Annotated in this window: 15 protein-coding genes; 9 read left to right on the top strand and 6 right to left on the bottom strand. The window is 60.6% G+C overall.

Translation table 11 applies throughout. The features are described from left to right. Positions 1-13 precede the first annotated feature (13 nt). Positions 14-1,174: a phosphodiester glycosidase family protein gene (locus tag KB449_RS22065; RefSeq protein WP_282910404.1), complete on the top strand. Its 1,161-nt coding sequence runs from the start codon at positions 14-16 to the stop codon at positions 1,172-1,174. Positions 1,175-1,612: 438 nt separating this feature from the next. Here the strand turns inward: KB449_RS22065 and KB449_RS22060 are convergent, their stop codons facing one another. Genes KB449_RS22060 through KB449_RS22050 form a run of 3 tightly spaced genes read right to left on the bottom strand, consistent with a single transcriptional unit; the run spans position 1,613 to position 3,787 of the window. After that, positions 1,613-2,185, bottom strand: coding sequence for a ferric reductase-like transmembrane domain-containing protein (locus KB449_RS22060; RefSeq protein WP_282910403.1), 573 nt, complete (start codon positions 2,183-2,185; stop codon positions 1,613-1,615). Beyond that, the gene (locus tag KB449_RS22055; RefSeq protein WP_282910402.1) at positions 2,169-3,449 is read right to left on the bottom strand and encodes an FAD:protein FMN transferase; all 1,281 of its coding nucleotides are present in this window, start codon (positions 3,447-3,449) and stop codon (positions 2,169-2,171) included. The genes KB449_RS22060 and KB449_RS22055 overlap by 17 nt, the downstream gene beginning before the upstream one ends. A 29-nt stretch (positions 3,450-3,478) precedes the next feature. Beyond that, complete coding sequence (locus tag KB449_RS22050; RefSeq protein WP_282910401.1) at positions 3,479-3,787, bottom strand: hypothetical protein; 309 nt, start codon at positions 3,785-3,787, stop codon at positions 3,479-3,481. 115 nt (positions 3,788-3,902) lie between these two features. Between KB449_RS22050 and KB449_RS22045 the strand changes: the two genes are divergently transcribed. Continuing rightward, complete coding sequence (locus tag KB449_RS22045; protein ID WP_282910400.1) at positions 3,903-5,417, top strand: ATP-grasp domain-containing protein; 1,515 nt, start codon at positions 3,903-3,905, stop codon at positions 5,415-5,417. 121 nt (positions 5,418-5,538) lie between these two features. Here the strand turns inward: KB449_RS22045 and KB449_RS22040 are convergent, their stop codons facing one another. Beyond that, complete coding sequence (locus tag KB449_RS22040) at positions 5,539-5,904, bottom strand: hypothetical protein (RefSeq protein ID WP_282912885.1); 366 nt, start codon at positions 5,902-5,904, stop codon at positions 5,539-5,541. A gap of 234 nt (positions 5,905-6,138) precedes the next feature. On the opposite strand from KB449_RS22040, the gene KB449_RS22035 reads away from it, so the two are divergent. The 5 genes from KB449_RS22035 to KB449_RS36565 all read left to right on the top strand — a co-directional run bounded on the left by KB449_RS22035 (position 6,139) and on the right by KB449_RS36565 (position 18,901). Continuing rightward, on the top strand, positions 6,139-9,195 hold the full coding sequence (locus tag KB449_RS22035; protein ID WP_282910399.1) for a PA14 domain-containing protein: 3,057 nt from the start codon (positions 6,139-6,141) through the stop codon (positions 9,193-9,195). A 17-nt stretch (positions 9,196-9,212) separates the two neighbouring features. Beyond that, positions 9,213-10,880 carry an S-layer homology domain-containing protein gene (locus KB449_RS22030; RefSeq protein WP_282910398.1) on the top strand — a complete coding sequence of 556 codons (1,668 nt, stop codon included), beginning with the start codon at positions 9,213-9,215 and terminating at the stop codon, positions 10,878-10,880. A 26-nt stretch (positions 10,881-10,906) separates the two neighbouring features. Next, positions 10,907-16,672 (top strand): GH92 family glycosyl hydrolase, encoded by a 5,766-nt coding sequence (locus tag KB449_RS22025; RefSeq protein ID WP_282910397.1) that lies wholly within the window; start codon positions 10,907-10,909, stop codon positions 16,670-16,672. A gap of 153 nt (positions 16,673-16,825) precedes the next feature. Next, positions 16,826-17,509, top strand: a complete 684-nt coding sequence (locus KB449_RS22020) for a TIGR00266 family protein (RefSeq protein ID WP_282910396.1) — start codon at positions 16,826-16,828, stop codon at positions 17,507-17,509. Between the two features lie 39 nt (positions 17,510-17,548). Continuing rightward, complete coding sequence (locus KB449_RS36565) at positions 17,549-18,901, top strand: VWA domain-containing protein (protein ID WP_350356238.1); 1,353 nt, start codon at positions 17,549-17,551, stop codon at positions 18,899-18,901. A gap of 28 nt (positions 18,902-18,929) precedes the next feature. Here the strand turns inward: KB449_RS36565 and KB449_RS22005 are convergent, their stop codons facing one another. Next, a complete protein-coding gene (locus KB449_RS22005; RefSeq protein WP_282910395.1) occupies positions 18,930-20,372 on the bottom strand; it encodes a bifunctional folylpolyglutamate synthase/dihydrofolate synthase in 1,443 nt (480 codons plus the stop codon). Between the two features lie 217 nt (positions 20,373-20,589). Then, a complete protein-coding gene (locus tag KB449_RS22000; RefSeq protein WP_282910394.1) occupies positions 20,590-21,738 on the bottom strand; it encodes a zinc-dependent alcohol dehydrogenase in 1,149 nt (382 codons plus the stop codon). A 145-nt stretch (positions 21,739-21,883) separates the two neighbouring features. Here KB449_RS22000 and KB449_RS21995 point away from each other — a divergent pair, with 145 nt between their 5' ends. Together KB449_RS21995 and KB449_RS21990 are read left to right on the top strand one after the other, a co-directional pair. After that, complete coding sequence (locus KB449_RS21995; protein ID WP_282910393.1) at positions 21,884-22,372, top strand: general stress protein; 489 nt, start codon at positions 21,884-21,886, stop codon at positions 22,370-22,372. A gap of 134 nt (positions 22,373-22,506) precedes the next feature. After that, complete coding sequence (locus KB449_RS21990; protein ID WP_282910392.1) at positions 22,507-22,725, top strand: hypothetical protein; 219 nt, start codon at positions 22,507-22,509, stop codon at positions 22,723-22,725. Positions 22,726-22,760 lie beyond the last annotated feature (35 nt).

Below are 22,760 nucleotides of genomic sequence, written 5' to 3'. Positions count from 1 at the left end.
GGAGACATGGATGATGAAAAGAAGTTGGTTGTGGTTGATCTGCGCCTTCCTGGCGCTCGCAGGCGTCTCGGCGCCGCAGCATGGGGCCGGGGCAGCGGCAGTGCCTCCGTCTGCCAAAAGCTTGATCTATGTGGATGCCCAGGGCGTGTCCTATATAACGCTTCGCACGCTGGACGGATTCGACGGCGGGCGGCTTGCTTCGGCGGACGGTGGTCGTTCCTTCGCGCTATACCGGGGCGACGCCGAATTGGCACTCTCGATCGGCAGCAAGACCGCCGCGTTGAACGGGAAAGCCTCAGCGCTGAAGGCTGTGCCGTTCATCAAAGGAGGCAGTGTCTTCGTGCCGCTGTCCGCGCTGATATCGGCGTTCGGCTGGACGCTGTATTGGGAGCGAGACGTCGACGCGGCGCAGCTGCAGGGGCTATCCGGCGAGACCCTGCGGCTGCCCGTCGCCAGAGGAAAGCATCCTGTTGAGTTGGCGCCGGTCGTTCAATCGTCTCAGCGCTTCAAGGTCGGCGGCAAAACCTTTTCCGCCCAAGTCGTCTCCATCGCGCTGCTGCATCCGTCCGTTCGCCTCGATACGGTGCTCGCCGGGGACAAGATCGGGAAGGTCGAAGAGCTGGGCAGCATGGCGAAACGAGCGAAGGCGCGGGTTGCGATCAACGGCACCTTTTTCGACGCCTATACCGACAGCGACTACAAGGTGCCGTACGGATACATCGCGGGCGGCGGCAAGCTGAAGAAAAACAGCTCGGGCGACAAGCGCGCGACGTTCCTGTACGACGCCGATCAGCTGGCAGAGATCGTACCGGGTCTCTCGTTCATGGAACGCTTTAACCAAGGCACCGTAGAGGGCGCTTTGCAAGCGGGTCCGCAGCTCGTCGCGAACGGCAAAGTCGCGCTCGATATCGCCGGCGAAGGCTTCAAGGATCCGAAAATTTTAACGAACGGCGGCGCCCGCAGCGCGCTTGGGATTACCAGGGACCATCGGCTAATCCTGCTCACGACGGGCGGCGCCACGATACCGCAGCTGGCGGAGATCATGAAGCAGGCCGGCGCGTGGCAGGCGATGAACTTGGACGGCGGCGCTTCGAGCGGGCTGTGGGTGGACGGCAAATATGTAACGAAGCCGGGGCGCCTGCTGAGCAATGCGCTTGTGGTGCGAGTCGGCTGAATGCAAAAGCAGGCATGATTGTCCTGGGTCGGGACGAACATGCCTGCTTTATTTTGCCGCCAGGCTTTGGTGAACGGCGTGCGGCGTGGCAACGCGTGCCGCTATTACACCGGCGTGCCGCCGGTTTGTGGGCCTTAGCGGCAGTGCGTGCCGCTACTATACCGGCGTGCCGCCGGTTTGTGGGCCTTAGCGGCAGCGCGTGCCGCTATTACACCAGCGTGCCGCCGGTTTGTCGGCCTTAGCGGCAGCGTGTGCCGGTATTACACCAGCGTGCCGCCGGTTTGACGGCCTTAGCGGCAACGCGTGCCGCTATTACACCAGCGTGCCGCCGGTTTGTGGGCCTTAGCGGCAGCGCGTGCCGCTATTACACCAGCGTGCCGCCGGTTTGTTGGCTTAGCGGCAGCGTGTGCCGCTAAGGCCACATGGGAAAAGTAGAAATTAAGCCGCCGCCTTCGCTCGCGGCTTCGGCACGCCCGCCGGGCTGGGCACGGCGATGCGGAAGATGGTGAGCGCGACGATCAAGCCGGCGGTCGCGATATAGGTCCATTTCATCCAGGACTCGCTCGAATCGGTGCCGAGGAGCAGTCCGTGAACGAGGCCCATGAAGAAGCCCGGAAATGCGAGAAAGTGGATGGTGCGCCAGGTCTTCTTGCCGAGCCGCTTCATCATGTCCGAAGAAGCGAGCAGAAGGACCGCGATGTAAAAGCTCAGCGTGCCGATTCCCGTAAGATAAGGGTGGGTGTGGGCGGCGAACGGGACGAGCAGCTCAAGCGGGCTGTAGCCAACGTACTTGTCGAACAAGAGCACAGACCCGTGCAGGGCGCCGAACAAGAAGCCGAACCAGCCGGCGGATTGATGGATGAAGAGCACGGTTGCGCGGGTTTTCGGCGCGAACAGCTTGAGACTCGTCAGTATGCCGGCGGCCGTCGAGACGAACAGCAGCAGGTAACAGGTAATGCCGGCCGCGCGGGTTGTCGTCCACACGGTCAGCCAGTCAGCCAATCCGTTCATAGCTAGCACGCTCCTCTATCACATACGTTTCCAGATCCCCGGCGTAAACAAGCGTCCCGTCGTTCCGAACGCCGACCATCGCGCAGCGGGGGTTCGCCCGCTCCAGCCAGGCGGGGCCTTTGTCCGAGCCGAGCAGCAGTACGCATTTCGCGTATACTTCGGCCATGACCGCATCCGGCGCGATGATCGTGACCTGCGCCAGATCGGTGCTCGCCGATCGGCCGGTGCGCGGATCGACAATGTGATGACGCACATGTCCGTCCCGGTCCTTCCAGCGCCGCTTGACCGCGCTGCTGGTAGCGATGCCCGCGCCTCTGCGAAGCGTCAGGCCGGTCGCGTCCTGCTCGGGACGCCAAGGATCCGCGACGCCGATCCGCCATCCGTCGGGCGGGCAACCCCAGAGAACGAGGTCGCCTCCCGCGCCGATGCCGCCGGTGCGCACGCCGTCCTGACGGGCGAGCTTCGCCAAATGCCGGGCCGTCCAGCCCTTGGCGATGCCGCCAAGATCGGCTGCTGCGTCCGGCCGGAGCCGGATCGCGCGGCTGCCCGGTTCCAGCTCGGCAGCAGGAGCGAAGCCCGAGTTCGGCAGCGATGCGCCGCTCTCGCCCGAGTTCACGCCCGCGACTGCGCTCACACCTACGCCCGCGACTGCGCTCACACCTACGCCCGAGTTCACGCCCGCGACTGCGCTCACACCTACGCCCAAGTTCACGCCCGCGACTGCGCTCACACCTACGCCCGAGTTCACGCCCGCGACTGCGCTCACACCTACGCCCCAATTCACGCCCGCGACTGCGCTCACACCTACGCCCGAATCTACGCCCGCAACTGCACTCACACCTACGCCCGTAGCCACGCCCGCAACTACATTCGTACCTACGCCTGAATCCGCACAACCATCAGCCTCCAAGCTTGGGCCAGCAGCGTCGTCTGCCTTGCCTGCTTCCTCTTCCGCGCCCTTCAGCCGCTCAAAGCTCATGTCATACCCGAGCCGCTCCATCTCCTTGCCCAGATAAGGGCTGAACAGCCCACCGGTCTCGCGATAATAACGATCCGCTTCGGCGAGTACCTGATAGAGCAGCGGCGTTGCCAGGAACGGCCGGCCTTCCGCACGGTTCAGCCGCGACAGCTCGCTGTCCATGAGGAAGCGGCTCAACTGCGCTTCCGCGAACGCGAACCAGTTTCTCGCTTGCGCGCGCCAGCGGACCGGCAAGCCCTGCGTGACGATCGTCGTATTCATGGCCCGGAATTGATCGTTTTCCATACGCGCCGCCTCCTGAAACTTAATGATTGTTAAGACGCATGCGTTCTCATGCCGCCTTGATTGCCTGAGGGAATCTGGTCGTTCGTGCCGCTGCCCGATTCCGAATTGCCGAATCGGCCTCCGCCGCGGCGTCCGAAGCCGCCCGTCTGTCCGTCATCCGTCTGACTTTGCCACTGGTCGGTCACCTGGTCGTCTCCTTGCGCAATCGAACTGTTCGACGTTTCGGCGGGCGTGCTCGAGGCCGTCTCGCCTTTGGCCGACACCAGCCCGACAAACCCTGTAAATAAAGCGACACCCGACAGTCCGACGATCCACTTGATCCACTTTTGCTGGGCCATAAACGCCCTCCTCTTTTATCGTAGCCATTAAACTTGATCGATGATGTAACCCATTATGCGCCGTCAACCTTAAACGCCATTTAAGCCCGCCTGAAAGTTGGCTGAATGAGAGTGAGTGCTGCTGAGAGGGAGAGCCGCGGAGGCGGACGGCAGATCGCTTCGCAACGCGCGCGGCATCTATTACAATAGAAGAATCACGAGCGAACGGGTGAAAACGGATATGACGGACGCAATGTACCGATGGGCGCCGCTTGGCGTAGAGGAGATTCGACGGTTGTTCGCGGATTGGCGGGGGGCTTGGGGGATCGCGGGAGGATGGGCGCTGGACCTGCATCTTGGCCGGCAGACCCGGCCGCATGACGATATCGACGTGCTGCTCCCGCTTGCGGAATATGCTTCAATCTATGCCTGGCTGGCCGCGGATTGGGAGCTTCACTTGGCGGAAAACGGACGGCTGACTCTGCTTGGCGCCGAGGATCGGCTGACGGAGGAGACCGACATTTGGGTCAGACGCGACGCGCAATCGCCTTGGGCGTTCCAGCTCATGCTGATCGATGTCGTAGACGGCATGTGGACGTATCGCAGATCGCGGTCCGTTCGCCGTCCGGCGGCCGAGCTGTTTTTGCGGACGGAGAGGGGGATTCCTTATCTTCGCCCCGAGATTCAGTTGTTGTATAAGGGCGGCAGCGCGTCGATCCGGGAGAAGGATCGGCTGGATCTGGACACTGTGCGGCCGCAATTGACTGCAGCGGAGCGCGCTTGGCTGCGCGATGCGCTGGGCACGCAGTTCCCGCAGGGCCATGATTGGCTGGGTCTGTTGGATGGACAAGGGACGACCCGGCCCTACCTGAAGCTGATCCAGCGGTCCGGCGAGGCGGAGGGCGTCTCGTTCGAGACGATAACGCCCGACCTGACTTACCGCGCGCGAAGGGGAGAGGCGAGCTTCCTGATGACGGATGCGGAGCTCGGCCTTAACCCAAGCTCGGCATCGGCGCTCGCGGTGAGCAAATCCGCCGCTTCGGATGCGCTGCGTGCGGCCGGCGTGCCCTGTGTCGCGCATATCTATCTGCCGCATCCGGGCCACCGTTTCCGCGGCGGAGAGGACGCGTACATGCGCGCCGAAGCCGCGTTCGCGCGGTTCGGCGGCGACGCGGTCGTCAAGCCGGACGACGGAGCGCAGGGCCGACACGTCTACCGGGTTCGCAATAAGGACGAGCTGCGGGAGGCGCTTCGCGCCGTCTTTGCGATCGAGCGGCATGCGGCAGTATCGCCCTATCGCGAGGCGGAGCTTGAGTACCGGATCGTCGTGCTGTCCGGGGAAGCGCGCGTATGGGTGGGCAAGCGACGCAACGGTTCATGGAAGCACAACCTGGCGGAGGGCGCCAGTTCCGTCGAGGTGCCTGCCAACGTTCGCATGCGGCTGTCGCCGCTCGCCGTCAAGGCTGCCGCGGCGCTGGACATGGTGTTCTGCTCAGTCGACATTCTCGACAGCGCGCTGCATGGGCCGCTGGTCATCGAGATCAATCACAAGGTGATGCTCGGCGACCATTACAGGCAGCATCCCGATAGCGAAGGGGAGCTGTATGCGCTGTACAGAGACGCGATCTCCCTGCGGTTCGAACGCACCTGAATGCGGCATGCGCACATTCGAACGCTGCCGCTTGCTTGCGAAAAAGGTCGCCTGCCGGCCGGTGAATATCACCGGACGGGCAGGCGACCTTTTTCAGCTTTTTGCAGTGGGAAGTCAGATGTTATTGGAAGCTTCTGTTCATGCCGTTGATCGACGAGAATGGCTGTTGTTGCTGCTGCGGGAACGAATTGAAGCCGCCGAACTGCGAATGGGACGGCTGAGATTGAATCGCTTGCTGCGACAATTGCATGTTGACCGTCTGCTCCAGCTGGCGACAGATCTGGCTGACTTGCTGCAGCTGTTGAATCGCCGTCTGGTGTCCGTGCAGCGTTTGCTGGATGATTTGGGCGGCCTTATGCTCGCGTTGCGCCAGCTCTTCGAGGCGCGAAGCGTTTTGCTGCTCCTGCTGCTGCAGTTGTTGATACATTTGGCTCGCTTGTTGGGTTTGGCTCACGAGCTGCTGAATCAGGTGCTCGCATTGATTGATTTGGCTGGATGTCTTCGGATTTCCGGATTATGCACGAAAAGGAGAAAAGGCACCTCCCGTAAATGCATCTATATACCCTTTTCCCTAACGAAACGTTTCCTTTTAAAGCCAACATACTAACTATAATTTACCGAAATTTGACTATCACTTTACATTCCGTGCCTAGATGCGCAGCGCTTCCAGCGCGTAAGGTTACCTAATGACTGGCGACTTTTTCATTGGGAGGGAATGGAAGTGAAGAGAAAACCCGCGCGGACAAGCCGCCTGCTGGCGGCTGTCTTGCTGTGGACTTCGGTATTTTCCGGAGGCTATTATCTGGTGCAAGCGGCAGGAAGCGACGGTACGACGGGAGCTCCGGAAGCCGTAACGACGGTCGCTTCGGAGACGGGCGCTAATCTGATTGGAGCGACGCAGGCTGCAGGGGGGGCCCAAGGTCTGCTTGGCGAGTACTTTTCCGGCACGAGCAGCTTCGACTTCGGCGACTATAAGGGCACGACGATCGATTCGCAGATTAACTTTACGAATCTCGATCCCATCTTGCAGACCTATACGGGCAAGCAGGACAACGCCAACGTGCGTTGGACAGGCCAGCTCGCAGTGCCGCAGACGGGCGATTATACGTTTTACATGATGGGCGACAACGGATTTAGACTATGGATCGACGACCAGCCGGTCATCGATCACTGGGTGAACGATTGGGACAAGGAGCAGACGAGCGCGCCGATCTCTCTCCAGGGCGGAACGAAGCACAAGATCAAGATCGAGTACTTCGAAGACTTCGGCGGCTCGAACCTTTACCTCAGGTGGTCCACGGCGACGATAGCCAAGGAGATCGTGCCGGCATCGGCATTCTATATCCCTGAAGGGTACGCAGGACCGGTGTCGGGCTTTATTTCGGCGGACGGCTTAAGCGTCACGATGGCTACGTATGCGGACTTAAACGCGCCGCCGGCAGAGCTGCAGACGCATCTGACCATAACGGCTGACGACCAGCCGCTCCAGCTCCTCGCTGCAGGCGCCGGAGCGTCGGCGACGTCCCTGACGCTTAACCTGGGAACGGCCGTGAAGCCAGGCCAGCGTGTCAACGTCTCCTACGACGGACAAGCGGGACTGCAGCTGTCGGACGGCACGCCGGTAGCGTCCTTCCGCTTTACGCCTTCCAACAACTCGGAAGCGATCAGCTACGAGCCGATCGCGATCGCGATGTCGCTGTACGGCAGCGCCAAGACGAACCGCTCGTTCGCCTGGTACACGCCGTACGACAAGCCGAATGCGGCGCCGGCCAACATTTTGGACAGCATCGTCGAGGTCGTCCCTGCGGGCAAGGCGTTCGACTCGCAGGACGCGAAGCGTTACGCAGGCAAACCCGAGGAGACGCGGGTGCTGACGAACCTCAAGATTACGAACTCCACCACCGGCTCATTCATCAGCCATAAGGTGCTGGTCGACGGCCTGACGCCCGGCACGGCGTATCAATACCGGGTAGGCAACGACGGCCATTGGAGCCAGGTCGGCAGCTTTACGACAGAGGGCAACGACGACCACAATTACGAATTTCTCTATATGACCGATTCCCAGGGCGCCAACACGAACGATTACGAGGTGTGGGCGAAAACGCTGGGCAATGCGCTGGACGATTATCCGAACGCCAAGTTCATGGTCATGACCGGCGACCAGGTGGATGCGGGCGCGCTGGAGTCGCAGTGGCTGGATTACTTCGGCAAGCCGCAGAAGCTGCTCATGAACCTGCCGCTGATGGCCGCGGTCGGCAACCACGAAGGGCCTTATAACGACAATTACTATTACCACCTCAACTATCCGAACAACTCGATCGAGAAGCCGTTGCCGCCGGGCAGCGTATACGCGTTCGATTATGGCGACGCTCATATCATGGTGCTCAATACGATGGATATCGGTTGGGACGACAATCAAAAGGAATCGTTCAGACAACAGGTCGAGTGGCTAAAAAGAGAGGTTGCGCAGACGGACAAAAAGTGGAAGGTCGTCGCGTTCCATAAGGCGATCTACTCGCTCGGCAACCACGCCGTCGACAGCGATATCCTGGCCCTGCGCGAAACGCTCTATCCGGCGTTCGACGAGCTCGGCATCGACGTCGTGCTGCAGGGACACGACCATACGTTCATGCGTTCTTATCAGATGTACAACAACAAGCCGGTCGCCAGCATCCAAAAGGACGAGGACGGCAATCCGCTCAATCCGGACGGCACGCTGTATATGATCAACAACTCGGCCGGGACTAAGTATTACGACCTCAAGAACGGCGTGGATCGTTATTACGCCGCCGTCTACGAGCAGCCGTACGAGCCGATCTACTCGGGCATCCGGATGACGGAAGACAGCTTCACGATCGATTCGTACAAGTCCGGGCAGGACAAGCCGTTCGATACGTACACGATCGTCCGAAAGGACGGCAAGCCATCCGCGGTTGAGGAACTGAAGGCCGCCCCGGCGGGAACTGGCAAGACGAAGCTTTCCTGGCGCATGCCTGCGTCCAACACGGACGACGCGGTTCGCGGTTTCCGTATCTACGAAGCGACGGGCAAGCTCGGCGCCAACTGGAGCGTATACATGCCGGTTGCCGCAGGGCAGACCGACTACAGCTATACGGTAGAAGGAACGAGCGCGTCCAAGGGCTATAAGTTTGCGGTGCGCGCGGTAGACAAGCGGGACAACTCGGATCCGGCTTTCGCGAGCACGGTGGGCCTCTCTCCGGCGGCGCCGACCGCGCCGAAGGTCGACGACGGACGCAACACGTTCGGCTGGACGAATGTGCAGGGCTACGACAAGGTGTCCGACTATGAATTCAGCGTCGACGGCGGCGATTCTTGGCAGCCGGCTACAGTCAACCCGCAGCCGATCGGCGATATGGATTATGCGCCAGGCAAAGTACAGGTGCGCGTAGCGGCAGATGAAACGGTTGGCACCGCAGCAGGCGAGCCGCTGCTCTCCGATGCGCCGTTTACGGTCAACGGCAAGCTTGATACGTATCAGATCGCAGGCGAGCTGAAGCGCGGAGACAAGCTCCAGGCCAACGTTACGGTAGAGCGGCTGGAAACGTACGACGGCGATGCCTATGTCGTGTTCCAGCTGCTTAAGGGAGAAACGCCGCAACTGATCAACGCCGTGCCGCTCAAGAAAGACAAGCTCAGCATCGCGCAATTCTTCGATGTGAGCGGCGCGGAGTACAGCGTGAAGGTGCTCGTGCTTGATCAGTTCGACAACAATGCGAGCCTGCCTGAGCAGCTAGCGAGAGCGAAGGTGCTTCAGTGACGGAGAGAAGGAGAGGAATGAACGCGGTGAGAAAATACGTGGCGGCCGTTATGTTATGGATACTCGCGCTCTCGCCGGCAGCCGGCTATGCAGCCGCTTCCTTCGAGCTTGCCGTAAGCGCGAAGGAGGTGCTGCGCGGCGGCACGATCACGCTGTCCGGCACGGGCGCCGGCAACGACGCGCAGGTCGCGGTGAAAATCGTGAGCCCTGCCCGGACGACCTTCTACGTCGACGTGCTGACGGCAACGCACGGCAGCTACGCCAAGACGCTGACGATCCCGTCCGACCCGGCCTTGGCGCCGTACGGCACCTACACGGTGATCGCCGGATCCGGCTCGGCGTCGGCTCAGAAAACGTTCGCTGTCGTCGAAAAGCTCGGCAGCGGCAACGAAAACCCGGGCAATGAGAACCCGGGCAACGAGAACCCGGGCAACAACAATCCGGGCAACAGTAACCCGGGCACGACGCCGGCGAACGGCTCGCCCATCCCTTCGGGAGCCGGCAAGGCATCCGGCTCGGTCGCGCAGCCGGAGCTCTCGCAGGACGGCCGCTATGTGATCGGTGCCGACACGATGGATGCCGCGATCAAGCAGCCTGGCAGCAGCGTAACCATTGAGCTGCCTGCGGCCGCTCTCAAGAACGGCACGCCGCTTGAGCTGCCCGCAGTCTCGTTCAAGTCGCTCGGCGACAACAACCGGGAGCTGATCTTGTCTGCCGGCGATCTCAAGATCCAGCTGCCCGCCGGCGCGATTCCCGCGTCCGGCGACGCGCAGTCCAAGGTGCGGCTAACGCTGAATACCTCTTTAACCAACGATGCGCAAAGCCAGATCGACCGTTCGATTCGTTCTGACGCGTCCTACAAATCCACAGGCGTCGTCTTGTCGGTGAACATTCAGCTTCTGTCCGGCAGCACGAGCTCTGACATCCACAACCTGGGCAAGCCCGCCACGGTCACGATCAAGCTGACGCCGGAACAGGCGGCGGCCATTTCTGCCCGGACGGCAGGCGTCTATTTCCTGAACGGAGATCAGGCCGAGTATGCGGGCGGCACGGTCGATGGCGGCGTGCTGACCTTTAAGCCGAAGCACTTCTCGACGTATGCCGTGCTTCAGTACGACAAGCGCTTCGCCGATCTGGCGTCGCATTGGTCTGAAACCGCCGTCCGCTCGCTGGCTGCCAAGCATATCGTCACCGGCGTGGACGCGACGCATTACGAGCCGTCGCGGAGCATCACCCGCGCGGAGTTCGCCACGATCCTGATGCGCGCGGTCGATTGGAAGGGCGAAGCGCCGGCGACGGCTGCCGGCACGGCCCAGCCGTTCAAGGACGTCGCAGCCGGCCAGTACTATGCCGAGCCGGTCGCTATGGCATCCGCGCTTGGGATTCTGTCCGGCTACGACGGCGTCTTCCGTCCGAATGACAAGATCACGCGCGAGGAAGCGGCGGTCGCGCTGGTCCGCGCGGCCAAATACTTCAGCCTGAGCGGCGGAAGCGGGGCGAGCGCAGGCAAGACTGCATTTGCCGACCAGGCCGACATCTCCGCCTGGGCAATCGCAGCCGTCGAGCAAGCGTCGACGCAAGGCCTGATGCAAGGCGACGGAAAGCAGTTCAACCCCAAGAGCCCTGTGGTGCGCGCTGAAGCCGCCGCGATGATCGACCGGCTGCTGCCGGTCGCCACGAACTAATCCAAGTGCGGGAGGATCCGAACCCCATGTTAAAAAGGTGGATTGCGGCCGCGATGGCGGCGCTGCTGCTGTACGGCATCTTGTCGTCCGCAGCGCCGGGCGCCGCGCAAGCGGAAGAGACAGCTGCCGACATATATACGAAGACCTGGAACGTTGCTCTTAATTCGACAGCGACGGCTTCCGGTAAGTGCAACGCCAACGAATCGGCGTCCGCTGCCGTCGACGGCAAGCTCACGACCAAGTGGTGCGACAACACCGCGGTCAAAAAAAAGTGGCTGAAGCTCGATCTCGGCAAAACCTACAACATCAACCAGTGGATCGTGAAAAACGCGGCCATCGGCGAATCGGCCAATAGTCCGTTTTGGAATACGAAGGACTATCGCCTTCAGCGCAGCGACGACGGCACGACCTGGGAAGATATCGACGTCGTGCGCAACAACGCGCAGACGCTCGTCGACCGTCAGGTGCCGACGTTCTCCGCCCGGTACGTCCGCGTCTATATCGACCAGGCCGCGTACGACAACAACACGGCGCGCCTCTACGAGATCGAGATCTATGGCGTAGAAGCGGACCAGATTCCCGCGGCTCCTGCCACCGATCTGCTGCCCGTCGATTACGTCGATCCGTTTATCAACACGCTCGGCGACAACGGGCAGACCAATCCGGGGCCGACGATGCCCTTCGGCCTGGCTTCCGTCGGTCCCGACGGCGATGGCGGCGCCTTCAGCGGCTACTATTATCAGGACCGCTTCCTGAAGGGCTTCTCCCAGCTTCGCTTCAGCGGCGTCGGCTGCAGCGGGGCCGGCGGCAACATCCTGATGATGCCGGAGACTCGCTCTTTTACCAAGAACAGCAGCGAATACAAGCAGCAATACGACAAGAGCAGCGAATCCGCTTCTCCGGGCTATTACGGCGTGACGCTGGCGAGCGGCGTCAAAGTCGACCTGACCGCTTCAGACAACGTCGGCTTTCATCGCTATACGTTCCCCGGGACCGATACCGGCTCGGTGCTGGTCGATCTGTCCAACTCCTACGCGGGCATGGTGGACGCCAACCTGAAGGTAGAGGGCTCCAACGAAGTTAGCGGCATGATCCAGTCCAAAAACGTTTGCGGACACGGCTACTACACGATTTATTACTCGATCCAGTTCGATCGCGACTTCGATTCGTATTCGTCCTGGCAGGGAGATTCGGTCGGCGCGGTAGCGTCCCGCACCGGATTCAACAGCGGCGTATGGCTGAACTTCAACACGAAGAACAGTGCGGTCGTTCAGGCGAAGGTCGGTCTGTCGACGATCAGTGTGGAGCAGGCCAAGTACGAGCGGTCGCACGACATTCCGGACTGGGACTTCGAGGCGCAGCATCAGCGCACGCGAAGCGCCTGGAGCGACGTTTTGAACAAGGTCGAGATCAAGGGCGGCGATGAGGAGAACAAGCGGGTGTTCTACACCCAGCTGTACCATTCCTTCCTTCATCCGAAAAACGTCACGAGCTCGAGCGGCACGTTCCGCGCGGGCCGGGACGAGAACACAATCCGCCAGGCTTCCGAGCTGGGCGAGGACTTCGAGTATTACAACGGCTGGTCGACCTGGGACGACTTCCGCAAGTATGCGCTATACTCGGTGCTCGATCCGAAGCGGTACGAGAACATGGTGAAGTCGATGATCGACTTGTACAGCACGAGAGGCTCGTACGTGCAGTGGGGCGACGGATACTGGCCGAGCCCGACCGTGCGCAACGAGTTCAACGGCGCGGTCATTCTGGACGCCTACGCGAAGGGCTTCACCGATTTCGACGCGTATAAGGCGCTCCAGGGCATGGCGGTCGACACGGACAACTACACGATGAGCGACAGCGAGATCTCGGGCAAGCTGGAAAAGGCGTATAGCGCCTACTTCCCGATGAAGCTGGCCGCGATGCTCGGAGACAAGACGAGCTACGAGAAGTATAAGGCGATCGCTTTGTCTTACAAATCGCTGTGGAACGTCAATCAGGTAGACGAGAAAGGCGACAAGCGCGGCTTTTTCACCCCGAACGCCCAGACGGTCGCGAGGACCGACGTCACGGCGGTGGACAAGTACGCTTACCAGGGCAACCTGTGGACGTATCGGTGGTTCGTGCCGCAGGACGTCGGCGGGCTGGCTGACCTGATGGGCGGCAAGCAAGCGATGGCGCAGGATCTGCAGCATTTCTTCGCGATCGACGAATACATGGCGATCAACGAGCCGGATTTGCAGGTTCCCTATTTGTTCAACTACCTGGGGCACCCTTACCTGACCCAGTATTACGCGCGCGAATTCACGACGGAAGTCGTCACGCAAAAGTATCACAACCACGGTCCGTACGCGTATCCGATCCAGTCGCGCGTCTATCGCGACGACCCGGAAGGCTATCTGCCGTCGATGGACGACGATGCGGGCGGCATGTCCTCCTGGTTCGTCTACAGCGCGATGGGTCTGTACCCGGCCAATCCGGGCGATCCGTACTTCCTGATCGGCTCGCCGATTTTCGACGAGATGACGCTGCATCTGGACGGCGGCAAGACGTTCACGATCAAGGCGAACAACGTTTCGAGCGAAAACCGTTTCATTCAATCGGCGAAACTGAACGGCGCCGACTTCGATCAGGCCTGGATCGATTACGATGACATTATGGCCGGCGGCACGATCTCGTTCGAGATGGGCGCGACGCCCAACACAAGCTGGGGCGCTGCCGCAAGCGCGGCTCCGCCGACGGCCGACTACGGCGCGACCGTCGACAATGCGCTGGCCCGCCAGACGCTTGTCCCCGCGGGAGCGGAGTGGAAGTATCTGGACAAGGGTCAGGCGGCTGCAATCGGCTGGACGGGACGCTCGTTCGACGACAGCAGCTGGGCTGCCGGCGCCGCGCCGCTCGGCTACGACAGCAAAAATTATGCAAAAGCGAAGACGAGTTACGGCCCGGATGCCAACAACAAGTATCCGACCACCTATTTCCGCAAGACGTTCGAGGTGGCGGATCCTAAGCAGCTCATCCAGCTGAACGCGAGTCTGATTCGCGACGACGGCGCGATCGTGTACTTGAACGGGCGCGAGATCATTCGTACGAACATGCCGTCGGGCACGGTGAGCTACGGCACGTATGCCAATGCGACCGTCGGCGACGAGCGGGACGTGAACGTGTATACGATCGATCCGTCCTACCTGGTCGCAGGCACGAACGTATTGACCGCCGAAGTCCACCAGGTGAACGCGACCAGCTCGGACATCGCCTTCGATCTCGGACTGGAGGCCATCGTACCGATGGTCAAACCGGCGTCGCCAACCGCGCCGATACAGGACGACACGGCCAATACGTTTGGCTGGACCGTCGTTTCCGGTTTCGAGCAGGCGAAGGATTATGAGTTCAGCATAAACGGCGGACAGAGCTGGAAGCCGGCGACCGCCAATCCGCAGACCGTCGGACCGCTCGCCTACCGTGCCGGCCAGGTGCAGGTGCGGGTCAAAGCCGACGAAACGCGAGGCGTGACCTCGGGCGAAGCCTTGCTCTCCGATGCGGCCTATACGTCGGATATTCAGTGGAACGTCTACGACCTGCAGGCGGACGTCGGACGGGACGGCAATATGGACGTCCGCGTCACGGGTACGCTGAAGGGCGACTATGAAGGCTCCGCCTACGCGGTCATCCAGCTGATGGACGGCAACGACCAGGCCTGGGTGAGCAGCGCCATGCCGGTCGAGGCCGGCGGGTTCGAAGTGTCGCAGATCTTTAACGTCAACGCCGAGAAGTTCAAGGTGAACGTCTATTTGGTCGACGCGTTTGACGGCGACATCTACAATTCCTTGTGGCTCGCCGAACCGGTCGTATCGGAGCCGGAGCCGAAGCCCGCGCCGGGCGAAGATCCGCCCGAGCAGCCGGAGCCGCTGCCCGATCCGCTGCCGATCCCGGTCAAGCCGCCGCTGCCGCCGCTCGATCCGATTCAGCCGGACGAGCCGCCGGTGACGGAGCCGGGTCTCGTGCAGTTCGAGAGCCGGAGCGAATGGAGCACGGCCGTAAATACCTTTAACGGCAATCCGCTCAAGACCGAGGACGGCAACGGCGGCACGGTCGTCGCCAACACGTTCGACGGCGCATGGCTCGCATATACGGATGTCGACCTCGGTACGGAAGGCGCCAATCATATCACTGTCGAGTACGCGGCTCCTACGGCCAAAGTACCGGCCGACTCCAAGCTGGAGGTTCGCCTAGGCAGCGTGGACGGAGAGCTGCTCGGTACTGTGGCCCTGCCGCGGACAGGCACCGAGTGGACGTCGTACAAGACGGCGGACGCGCAGTTCACGAAGACCGTGATCGGCAAGCAAACGCTGTATATCGTCATGCATGGCAGCACGACCAGCGGACTGCCGTATATCGGCAACTTCGATCGCATGACGTTCGCCAACTGGAAGCTTCGCAGCGACTATGCCAAGCTGGAGCTGGAGAAGTACGACGCTTGGTCCGACAGCGTGAACCCCGTCAACGGCGGTCCGCTCAAGACCGAGAACGGCAAGAGCGGCCAGCAAGTCGCCAACACGTTCGACGGCGCTTGGTTGGCTTACAAGCATATGGACTTCGGCACTGAAGGCGTCAATCAGTTCAGCATCGAATACTCGGGCAACAGCACGAGCGTGCCGGCGGATGCCTCGGTGGAAGTACGACTGGATTCCGTCGACGGGACGCTGATCGGCAAGGTCGGCGCACCGCCTACCGCCGCCGCATGGGGGACGTACAAGACCGTGTCCGCCGCGTTGACGCAGACCGTCACGGGCGTACGGGACGTCTACCTCGTGCTCACCGGATCGACGGATACGACTTACAAGTACATCGGCAATTTCGACAACGCGGCGTTTTCGCTTGCGGTGCCGGAGCAGCCGGTACGGACCGACTTTGCCAAGCTTGAGCTGGAGAGCTACGACGCCTGGTCGACTGCGTTGAATCCTTACAACAATTCGCCGCTTGGCACCGAGAACGGCAAGAGCGGCAAGCAGATTAAAAATACGTTTAACGGCGCGTGGCTGGCGTTTAAGCGCATGGACTTCGGCAGCGCCGGCGTCGATCAAGTATCGATCGAGTACAGCGGCAATTCGACGAGCTGTCCGGCTGATGCGGCGGTCGAAGTGAGGCTTGGAGCTCCGGACGGCGAGCTGATCGGCAAAGTTCTGACGCCGCCGACAGCCGGCGCATGGGGGACGTACAAGACGGCAACGGCCAACCTGACGAAGAAGTTGTCCGGCGTGCAGGATGTTTACTTCGTGCTCGTCGGCACGTCAACCGCCACGTTCAAGTATATCGGCAACTTCGACAATGCGGCCTTCGCGCTTAGCGAACCGGATATCAACGTAGAGTTCGAGAGCCGCAGCGAGTGGTCGACGGACAAGAACACGTTTAACAACAATCCGCTCAAAACGGAAGGCAACAACGGCGGCACCACGGTCGGCAACACCTTCACCGGCGCGTGGCTGACCTACAAGGATCTCGAATTCGGTACGCTCGGCAAAAATTACGTCGACATCGTCTATGACGCGCCGACTAATCGGGTGCCTGCAGACGTCGTCGCGGAGATCCGGCTGAACGACAAAAACGGCGAGCTCGTCGGCACGGTCAGCCTGCCGAATACCGGCGGCGGCTGGGGCTCGTACAAGACAGCCGGCGCCGCGCTGAACCGGTCGCTCACCGGCAAACAGACGCTCTGTGTCGTATTCAAGGGCAGCACGACATCCAGCCTGCTGTACATCGGCAATCTGGATCGGATGATCTATTCGAGAAAGGCATAGAGAGTAAAAAGCGCCGTAGCGTTGTCCGAATGGACGCGCTGCGGCACTTTCTATTTGGGCAATAAATCTAAAATAAAGGAAGATTTAAGCAATCGGCTCATAATCTATGCTATGGTTAAAATAAAATTTCGAAATAAAGGCGGTTAAATAGAGTTGAAATACGAGATTTTATACGGCCATTCATTCCCGATCGTAAAGCTTGCGCTGGAGAGCGGAGAATCCGTCAAGGCCGAGATGAACGCGATGGTATCCATGTCCCCTCATATTGATCTGAAAGGTACGGTCGATGGCGGAATTATGCGCGGACTTGGCCGAATGCTGAGCGGCGAGAAATTCTTTTTCCAAGAGCTGACTGCACGCGGCAGGCCCGGAGAAGTGATGCTGGCGCCGAGCTCGATCGGCGACGTGCAGGCGGTGGAACTGGACGGCTCGTACAGCCTCTATGTTCAGAAAGACGGTTTTCTAGCCGGTACCGCGGGCATCGAGGTAACGACCAAGATGCAAAATCTTAGCAGGGGCCTGTTCTCGGGAGAAGGCTTCTTTATCGTCAAGATCAGCGGCAAGGGGACGGTATTCCTGTCTTCCTTCGGCGCGATCCACGCGATCAATCTGGCGCCCGGCGAGGAGATCATTATCGACAACCAGCATCTCGTCGCCTGGCCGGATTATATGGACTATACCGTTCAAAAGGCGGCGAGCGGGTGGCTTAACACCTTTACTTCGGGCGAAGTGGCCGTCTGCCGATTCCGCGGCGAGGGCGTCGTTCTCATCCAGACGCGCAATGCACGCGGCTTTGGCGGCTGGGTGCAGCAGTTTTTGCCGTCTCCGGGGCGTTGATGCGAGCGAGCAGACCAAGTTGAGAGGAGCGATCGACAAATGCAGATACAAAGAGGACAGCGAATTGATCTGACCAATGGCGGAAAGAACGAGGAGATCGAGCTGCAGCTTGAATGGCAGGCTTCGACAGCGGGGCTGGATATTAACGGCTCCGCTTTTTTGCTTAACGCAGACGGCATCTGCGCGCGAGACGAAGACTTTATTTTCTACAATCAGCCGGTCAGCCGGCAGCATGCCGTCCGGCATGCGGCAGAAAATGGCGGAGGTACGCGTGAAAGTCTGCGCATCTCATTTCCGAGGATGCCCGAAGACGTCGTTAAGCTGGCGATCACGTTGACGATTCACGATGCCGGCGGGCAGGGAGGCACCTTCGCCGAAGTCGCGCATGCGGTATGCCGCGTGCGCGCTGCATCGGGTGAGGAACTCGGCACATTCCGCTTCGCGGACAATCTCGGCAAGGAAAATGCGATTGTCGTCGCAGAAATCTACCTGCGCAATGGCGACTGGAAATATAATGCTGTCGGCAGCGGCTTCTTCGGTGGCCTTGGCGCACTCTGCAAGCATTATGGCTTGGAAGTGGCAGAAGAGGCGCAGCAGGAGACCGCGGCGCCGGAGGCGGCCAACTTACAGCAGGAAGCCGAACTGAAGGCTGCAAAAGCGGAGCTGGAGGCAGCGGCCGTGCAGGTGTCTGCGGCAGCGCAAGCATCAACTGAACGGCCCGTCTCTTCTATCGATTTGCGTAAAAAGCTCGTGGCCGTCACTTTGGAAAAGAAAAAGATTTCCCGCGTAAAAGCGAGGGTTGCCCTGGTGCTGGACATATCGGGCTCGATGGTGTCGCTATATCGCAACGGCACCGTACAAGAGGTCGTGGAACGGATATTAGCCGTGGCTTGTCAGTTCGACGACGACGCGAAGCTGGACGTGTGGGTATACGATCATGAATATAGCAGGCTGCCGGCCGCAGATGAGAGCAACTTCAAGAACTATGTGCTGCAGCATGTGTTGAACAACAAAAACATCCACAAGTTCGGGCGCAACAACGAGCCGCCTGTCATGCAGGATGTCATCCGCAAGTACACCGAGGAAGAGCCTTCGGACCTGCCGGTTTACATTTTATTCATTAACGACGGAGGCATGGTGAAGGCCGTTCGCAAAATCATTACGGATTCGGCCGTCCTGCCGATCTTCTGGCAGTTCGTCGGGATCGGCCGGGGTGAGTTCCAGGTGCTGAAGCAGTTGGACACCATGGAGGGGCGAGTCGTCGATAATGCGAATTTTATTCCAGTCGACGACATCGCTTCGGTATCCGACGAATCGCTGTACGACAAGCTGCTGAACGAATTCCCGTCCTGGCTAAAGGAAGCGGCTGAAAAGGGTATTCTTAGGCGCTAAGCGTAGACCCGTTCGCAAGCTGCATTTTCTACTTTCCGATATCCTCCAGCTCTTGCCCGTACAGCCGCTTGGCGTTGCCGATCAGCGTCTGCGTGCCGACGATGAGGATGCAGTCGGGCGGCGGGCCTTCGCGCAGGGCGTCCAGCGCGTCCGCGAGAACCGGGAAGGCGGCGCAGCCGTCCGGGCAATATCGCTTAGCCACCTCCAGCGCGTCCTCCGGAAACGCAAGATGGCTCACGTCCGGCCGCGTCACGAGGATGCGGCTCGATATGGGGGCGAGCGTCTCGATGACGCCCGCATAGTCTTTGTCCTTCGGCACGCCGATCACCGCTGCGACACGCGCATCCTCTCCGAGTCCGAGCGATCCTACGACGCTCGCCAGGTAGGCGGCCGAGTCGCGGTGGATGGCGCCGTCCACGATCGTGAGCGGCTCGCGGCTCACGATCTCGCAGCGGCCCGGCCACTGCAGACCGGCGAAGCACGCGGCGACCGTCGCAGGATCTAGCGCTGCGCCCGCGATATCCTCGCACGCCTGCACCGCAAGCGCCGCGTTGTCGGCCTGGAACGCGCCGAGCAGCGGCAGCGTCAGACCGCGGTACGCCGCCCGTCCGGTGCGGACGTCGAACGACGTACCGCACGCGGACATGGCGATATGCTCGGCGGTAAACGCAACGCCTGCGATTGCAACAAACTCGCTCTTAACTGTCGCAACCTCACGTCCGGTCGACGCATCCATCGAAGCGTAATTCTCGGCACGCTCGTTTTCTTTCGCTGCATTTCCCGTCGCGCGCAGCTCCTGCTTAATCGCGACAAGCGCGTCTTCGCGCTGCGCCCCGATGTATAGCCGCGTGTCCGCCGATTTCGCGATGCCCAGCTTATGCCGCGCGATGTCGCCAAGGCCCGGACCAAGCTCGCGGACATGCTCCTCCATGATCGCCGTGACGATCGCCCATTCGTTCGCGAGCACGTTGGCATCGTCGTAGCGGCCGCCCCGCCCGCATTCGACGACGTTGATGTCGGTGCCCCGCTCCGCAAACCAGCTGATCCCGATCGCCAGCGACACGCCGACCGGACCTTGATAGGTCGCCGCGTCCAAGCCGCGCTCGATCTCCGCCCAGGCCGGCTCGATCCGCCGCGCGATCCGCACGAAGTCGGCTTCCCCGATCGCGCGCCCGTCAATGCGGATCCGCTCACGGTAATCGACCAAGTGAGGAGAGGTGAACAAGCCGACCTTATAGCCTAGATGACTCAGCAGAGAGGACACGAGACGCGAAGTCGAGCCTTTTCCCTTGCTGCCGGTCACGAGAACGAACCGCCTACTCTGGTCGGGCGCGCCGATCAGATCGAGCAGGCGACGGGTGAGCTGGGGGCTGCGGACCTTTTCGTCGCCGGCGGCGGGCAGTTGCGGAGCTGCCCGCAGATACGAACGGTAGATGAGGTTCTCGGCCTCGCTTTGGTTGGTGATCGACATGCTTGTTCGAACGCTCCTTTTACGATCAAGGAATGGTGTGACGGAGAGCCGCCCATCTATTCCGTCCATTATAGCAAAGCCAGGAACGCCCGCCATAGCTTATCCTGCCGCCAACCATCCCGCCGCAAAAATCCATCCACTCAAAAGCCAAACAGCTCCCCAAACGCCAACAGCCCTCCGCTCGGACGCGAGCGAAGGGCCGTCTTTTCCACAAAATTTAAGGCTTCAGCACAACTTTGATACAACCGTCTTCCTTGTCGTTGAAAATCTTGTACGCCTCGCTCGCCTGATCGAGCGGGACGCGATGGGTCACGATCTCGGTCGGATCGAACTCGCCGTTTACGATCATGTCGAACAGCTTCGGCATATAGTGGATAGCCGGCGCTTGTCCCATTTTAACCGTCAGGTTGCGCTCGAACATGTGGCCTAGCGGGAACATGTTGTAAAGCGCGCCGTACACGCCGGTCAGCTGGATCGTGCCGAACTTGCGGACTGCGTCCATCGCGATATCGATCGCGCTCAGCGTGCCGCCTTGCAGCTTCAGCTTTTGGCCGATTTTCTCGAATGCGTTTTTCTTGCCGTCCATTCCGACGCAGTCGATGACGACATCCGTGCCGCCGCGGGTTATCTCGCGGATGTGCAGGGCGACCTCGTCTTGCTCGTCAAAATTGATTGTCTCGACGTTGTTCATCTTGCGCGCATGCGCGAGACGGTATGGCACGTTGTCGACGGCGATGATCCGCATCGCGCCCTTCATGGCGGCGAACTTCTGAACCATCAGGCCTACCGGGCCGCATCCGAGTACGGTCACGGTGTCGCCCGGCTTCACGCCGGCGTTCTCCACGCTCCAATAAGCGGTCGGCAGGACGTCCGACAGGAATAGCAGCGCTTCGTCCGGCAATTCGCACGATTCGGGGATCGCGAGGGGCATGAAGTTGCCATAAGGAACGTGCAGGTATTCGGCTTGGCCGCCCGGGTAATTGCCGTAGCGTTCGGTGTATCCGAGGTAGCCGCCGGAATCGATCTCTTTGAGCGGGGGATGGGGATTCGAATTGTCGCACTGGCTCTCCATGTCGTGCTCGCAATAATAACATTTGCCGCAGGACACGTTAAAAGGAATGACGACCCGGTCGCCCTTTTTAACGCGGGTCACTTCGGGTCCGACCTCCTCGACGATGCCCATCGGCTCGTGGCCGATGACGGCTCCCTTATGCGTGGGCATGCCGCCCAGATAAATATGCAAATCGGAGCCGCAGATCGCCGTGGACGTAATGCGCACGATAATGTCGTCCTTTTGCTTCAACCTCGGATCCTCGACCTCTTTGACCTGTATGTCTTTACTACCTTGGAAGGTTACCGCTCGCATGCTCTTTCGTCCTCCTTCTGCGTGTTGGAATTCCGGCGAGTCCCTATTAAGTACCCTCTAGGATGGCAATTCCTTCAGGGATTAATCCGGGGGCGCCGCGGGTAAAGTTGAATATCCCTTTAGACAGCAAATGGAGGAATCCCCTATGTCAATAACCGTATACGGCGTTTTCGACACGAGCAAGGAAGTCATCGACGCGATTCAGTCTTTGAAAATAAGAGGACATTCCGACCATGATCTGACGGTCGTCGCGGACCGGGAAGAATCCTGGAGTCTCGGCAATCTGGGGCAGGCGGCGGAACTGGTCGAGGTGGAGGGAGCCGGCACAGGCAATGGCTCGCTGCTGGGCAAGGTGAAGCGCATCATCAAAGCCGGCGGGGACAGCGATCTGTCGGGCCGGCTCGAGGAGATCGGACTTACGAATGGCGAAGCGATGGAGTACGCGCCGGAGGTAGACAAGGGACGGTTCCTGCTTCTGATCGGCCATGACAACGGATTGCCCGACGACGTCGTAGCCAGCTCGCCGGCCGAGGACAACGTATCGGACAGCGCGATTCGCAATCAGGCGATCGACCGGGAGCTGCCGCGCATCCTTTCCGAGGACGGTCCGCTGCCGCCAAGCGAACGAATCTGACCGGTTCTGCGTTTTCGTTCCGAGCCGCGGACCTGACGAGGAGCCGCGTCCCGCAAGGGGGCGTGGCTCTTTTGGCGTACCCGCGGTATAATAAAAACAGTTTGCAGCGCGACTAACAATGGGGTGCGATGAGTATGACACAATCCAGCGATTCCAATCCGTCCGCGTCCGCGGACAAGCCGGAACAGAAAAAGATCAGTCTGGCTGAAGCGATGAAGCAGCGCCTGGCCCAGAAGAAGCAGGCTTCGGCGCAGGGCGGCGGACAGCAGAGCGGCTTTTCGACCGACGTGAAGCAGATGCGCAGCCAAATCAAAAAGAAGCCGAACAACCAGAAGAAACGTACGGGCGTTTAAGCGTTTCTCGTACGGTTCGGAGCGGCAGCCCGGGC

Origin of the sequence: Cohnella hashimotonis, from assembly GCF_030014955.1 — a bacterium.
Classification (GTDB): domain Bacteria; phylum Bacillota; class Bacilli; order Paenibacillales; family Paenibacillaceae; genus Cohnella; species Cohnella hashimotonis.
The sequence above is the reverse complement of the archived record's forward strand: the minus strand, read 5'-3'. Positions and strand labels throughout refer to the sequence as shown.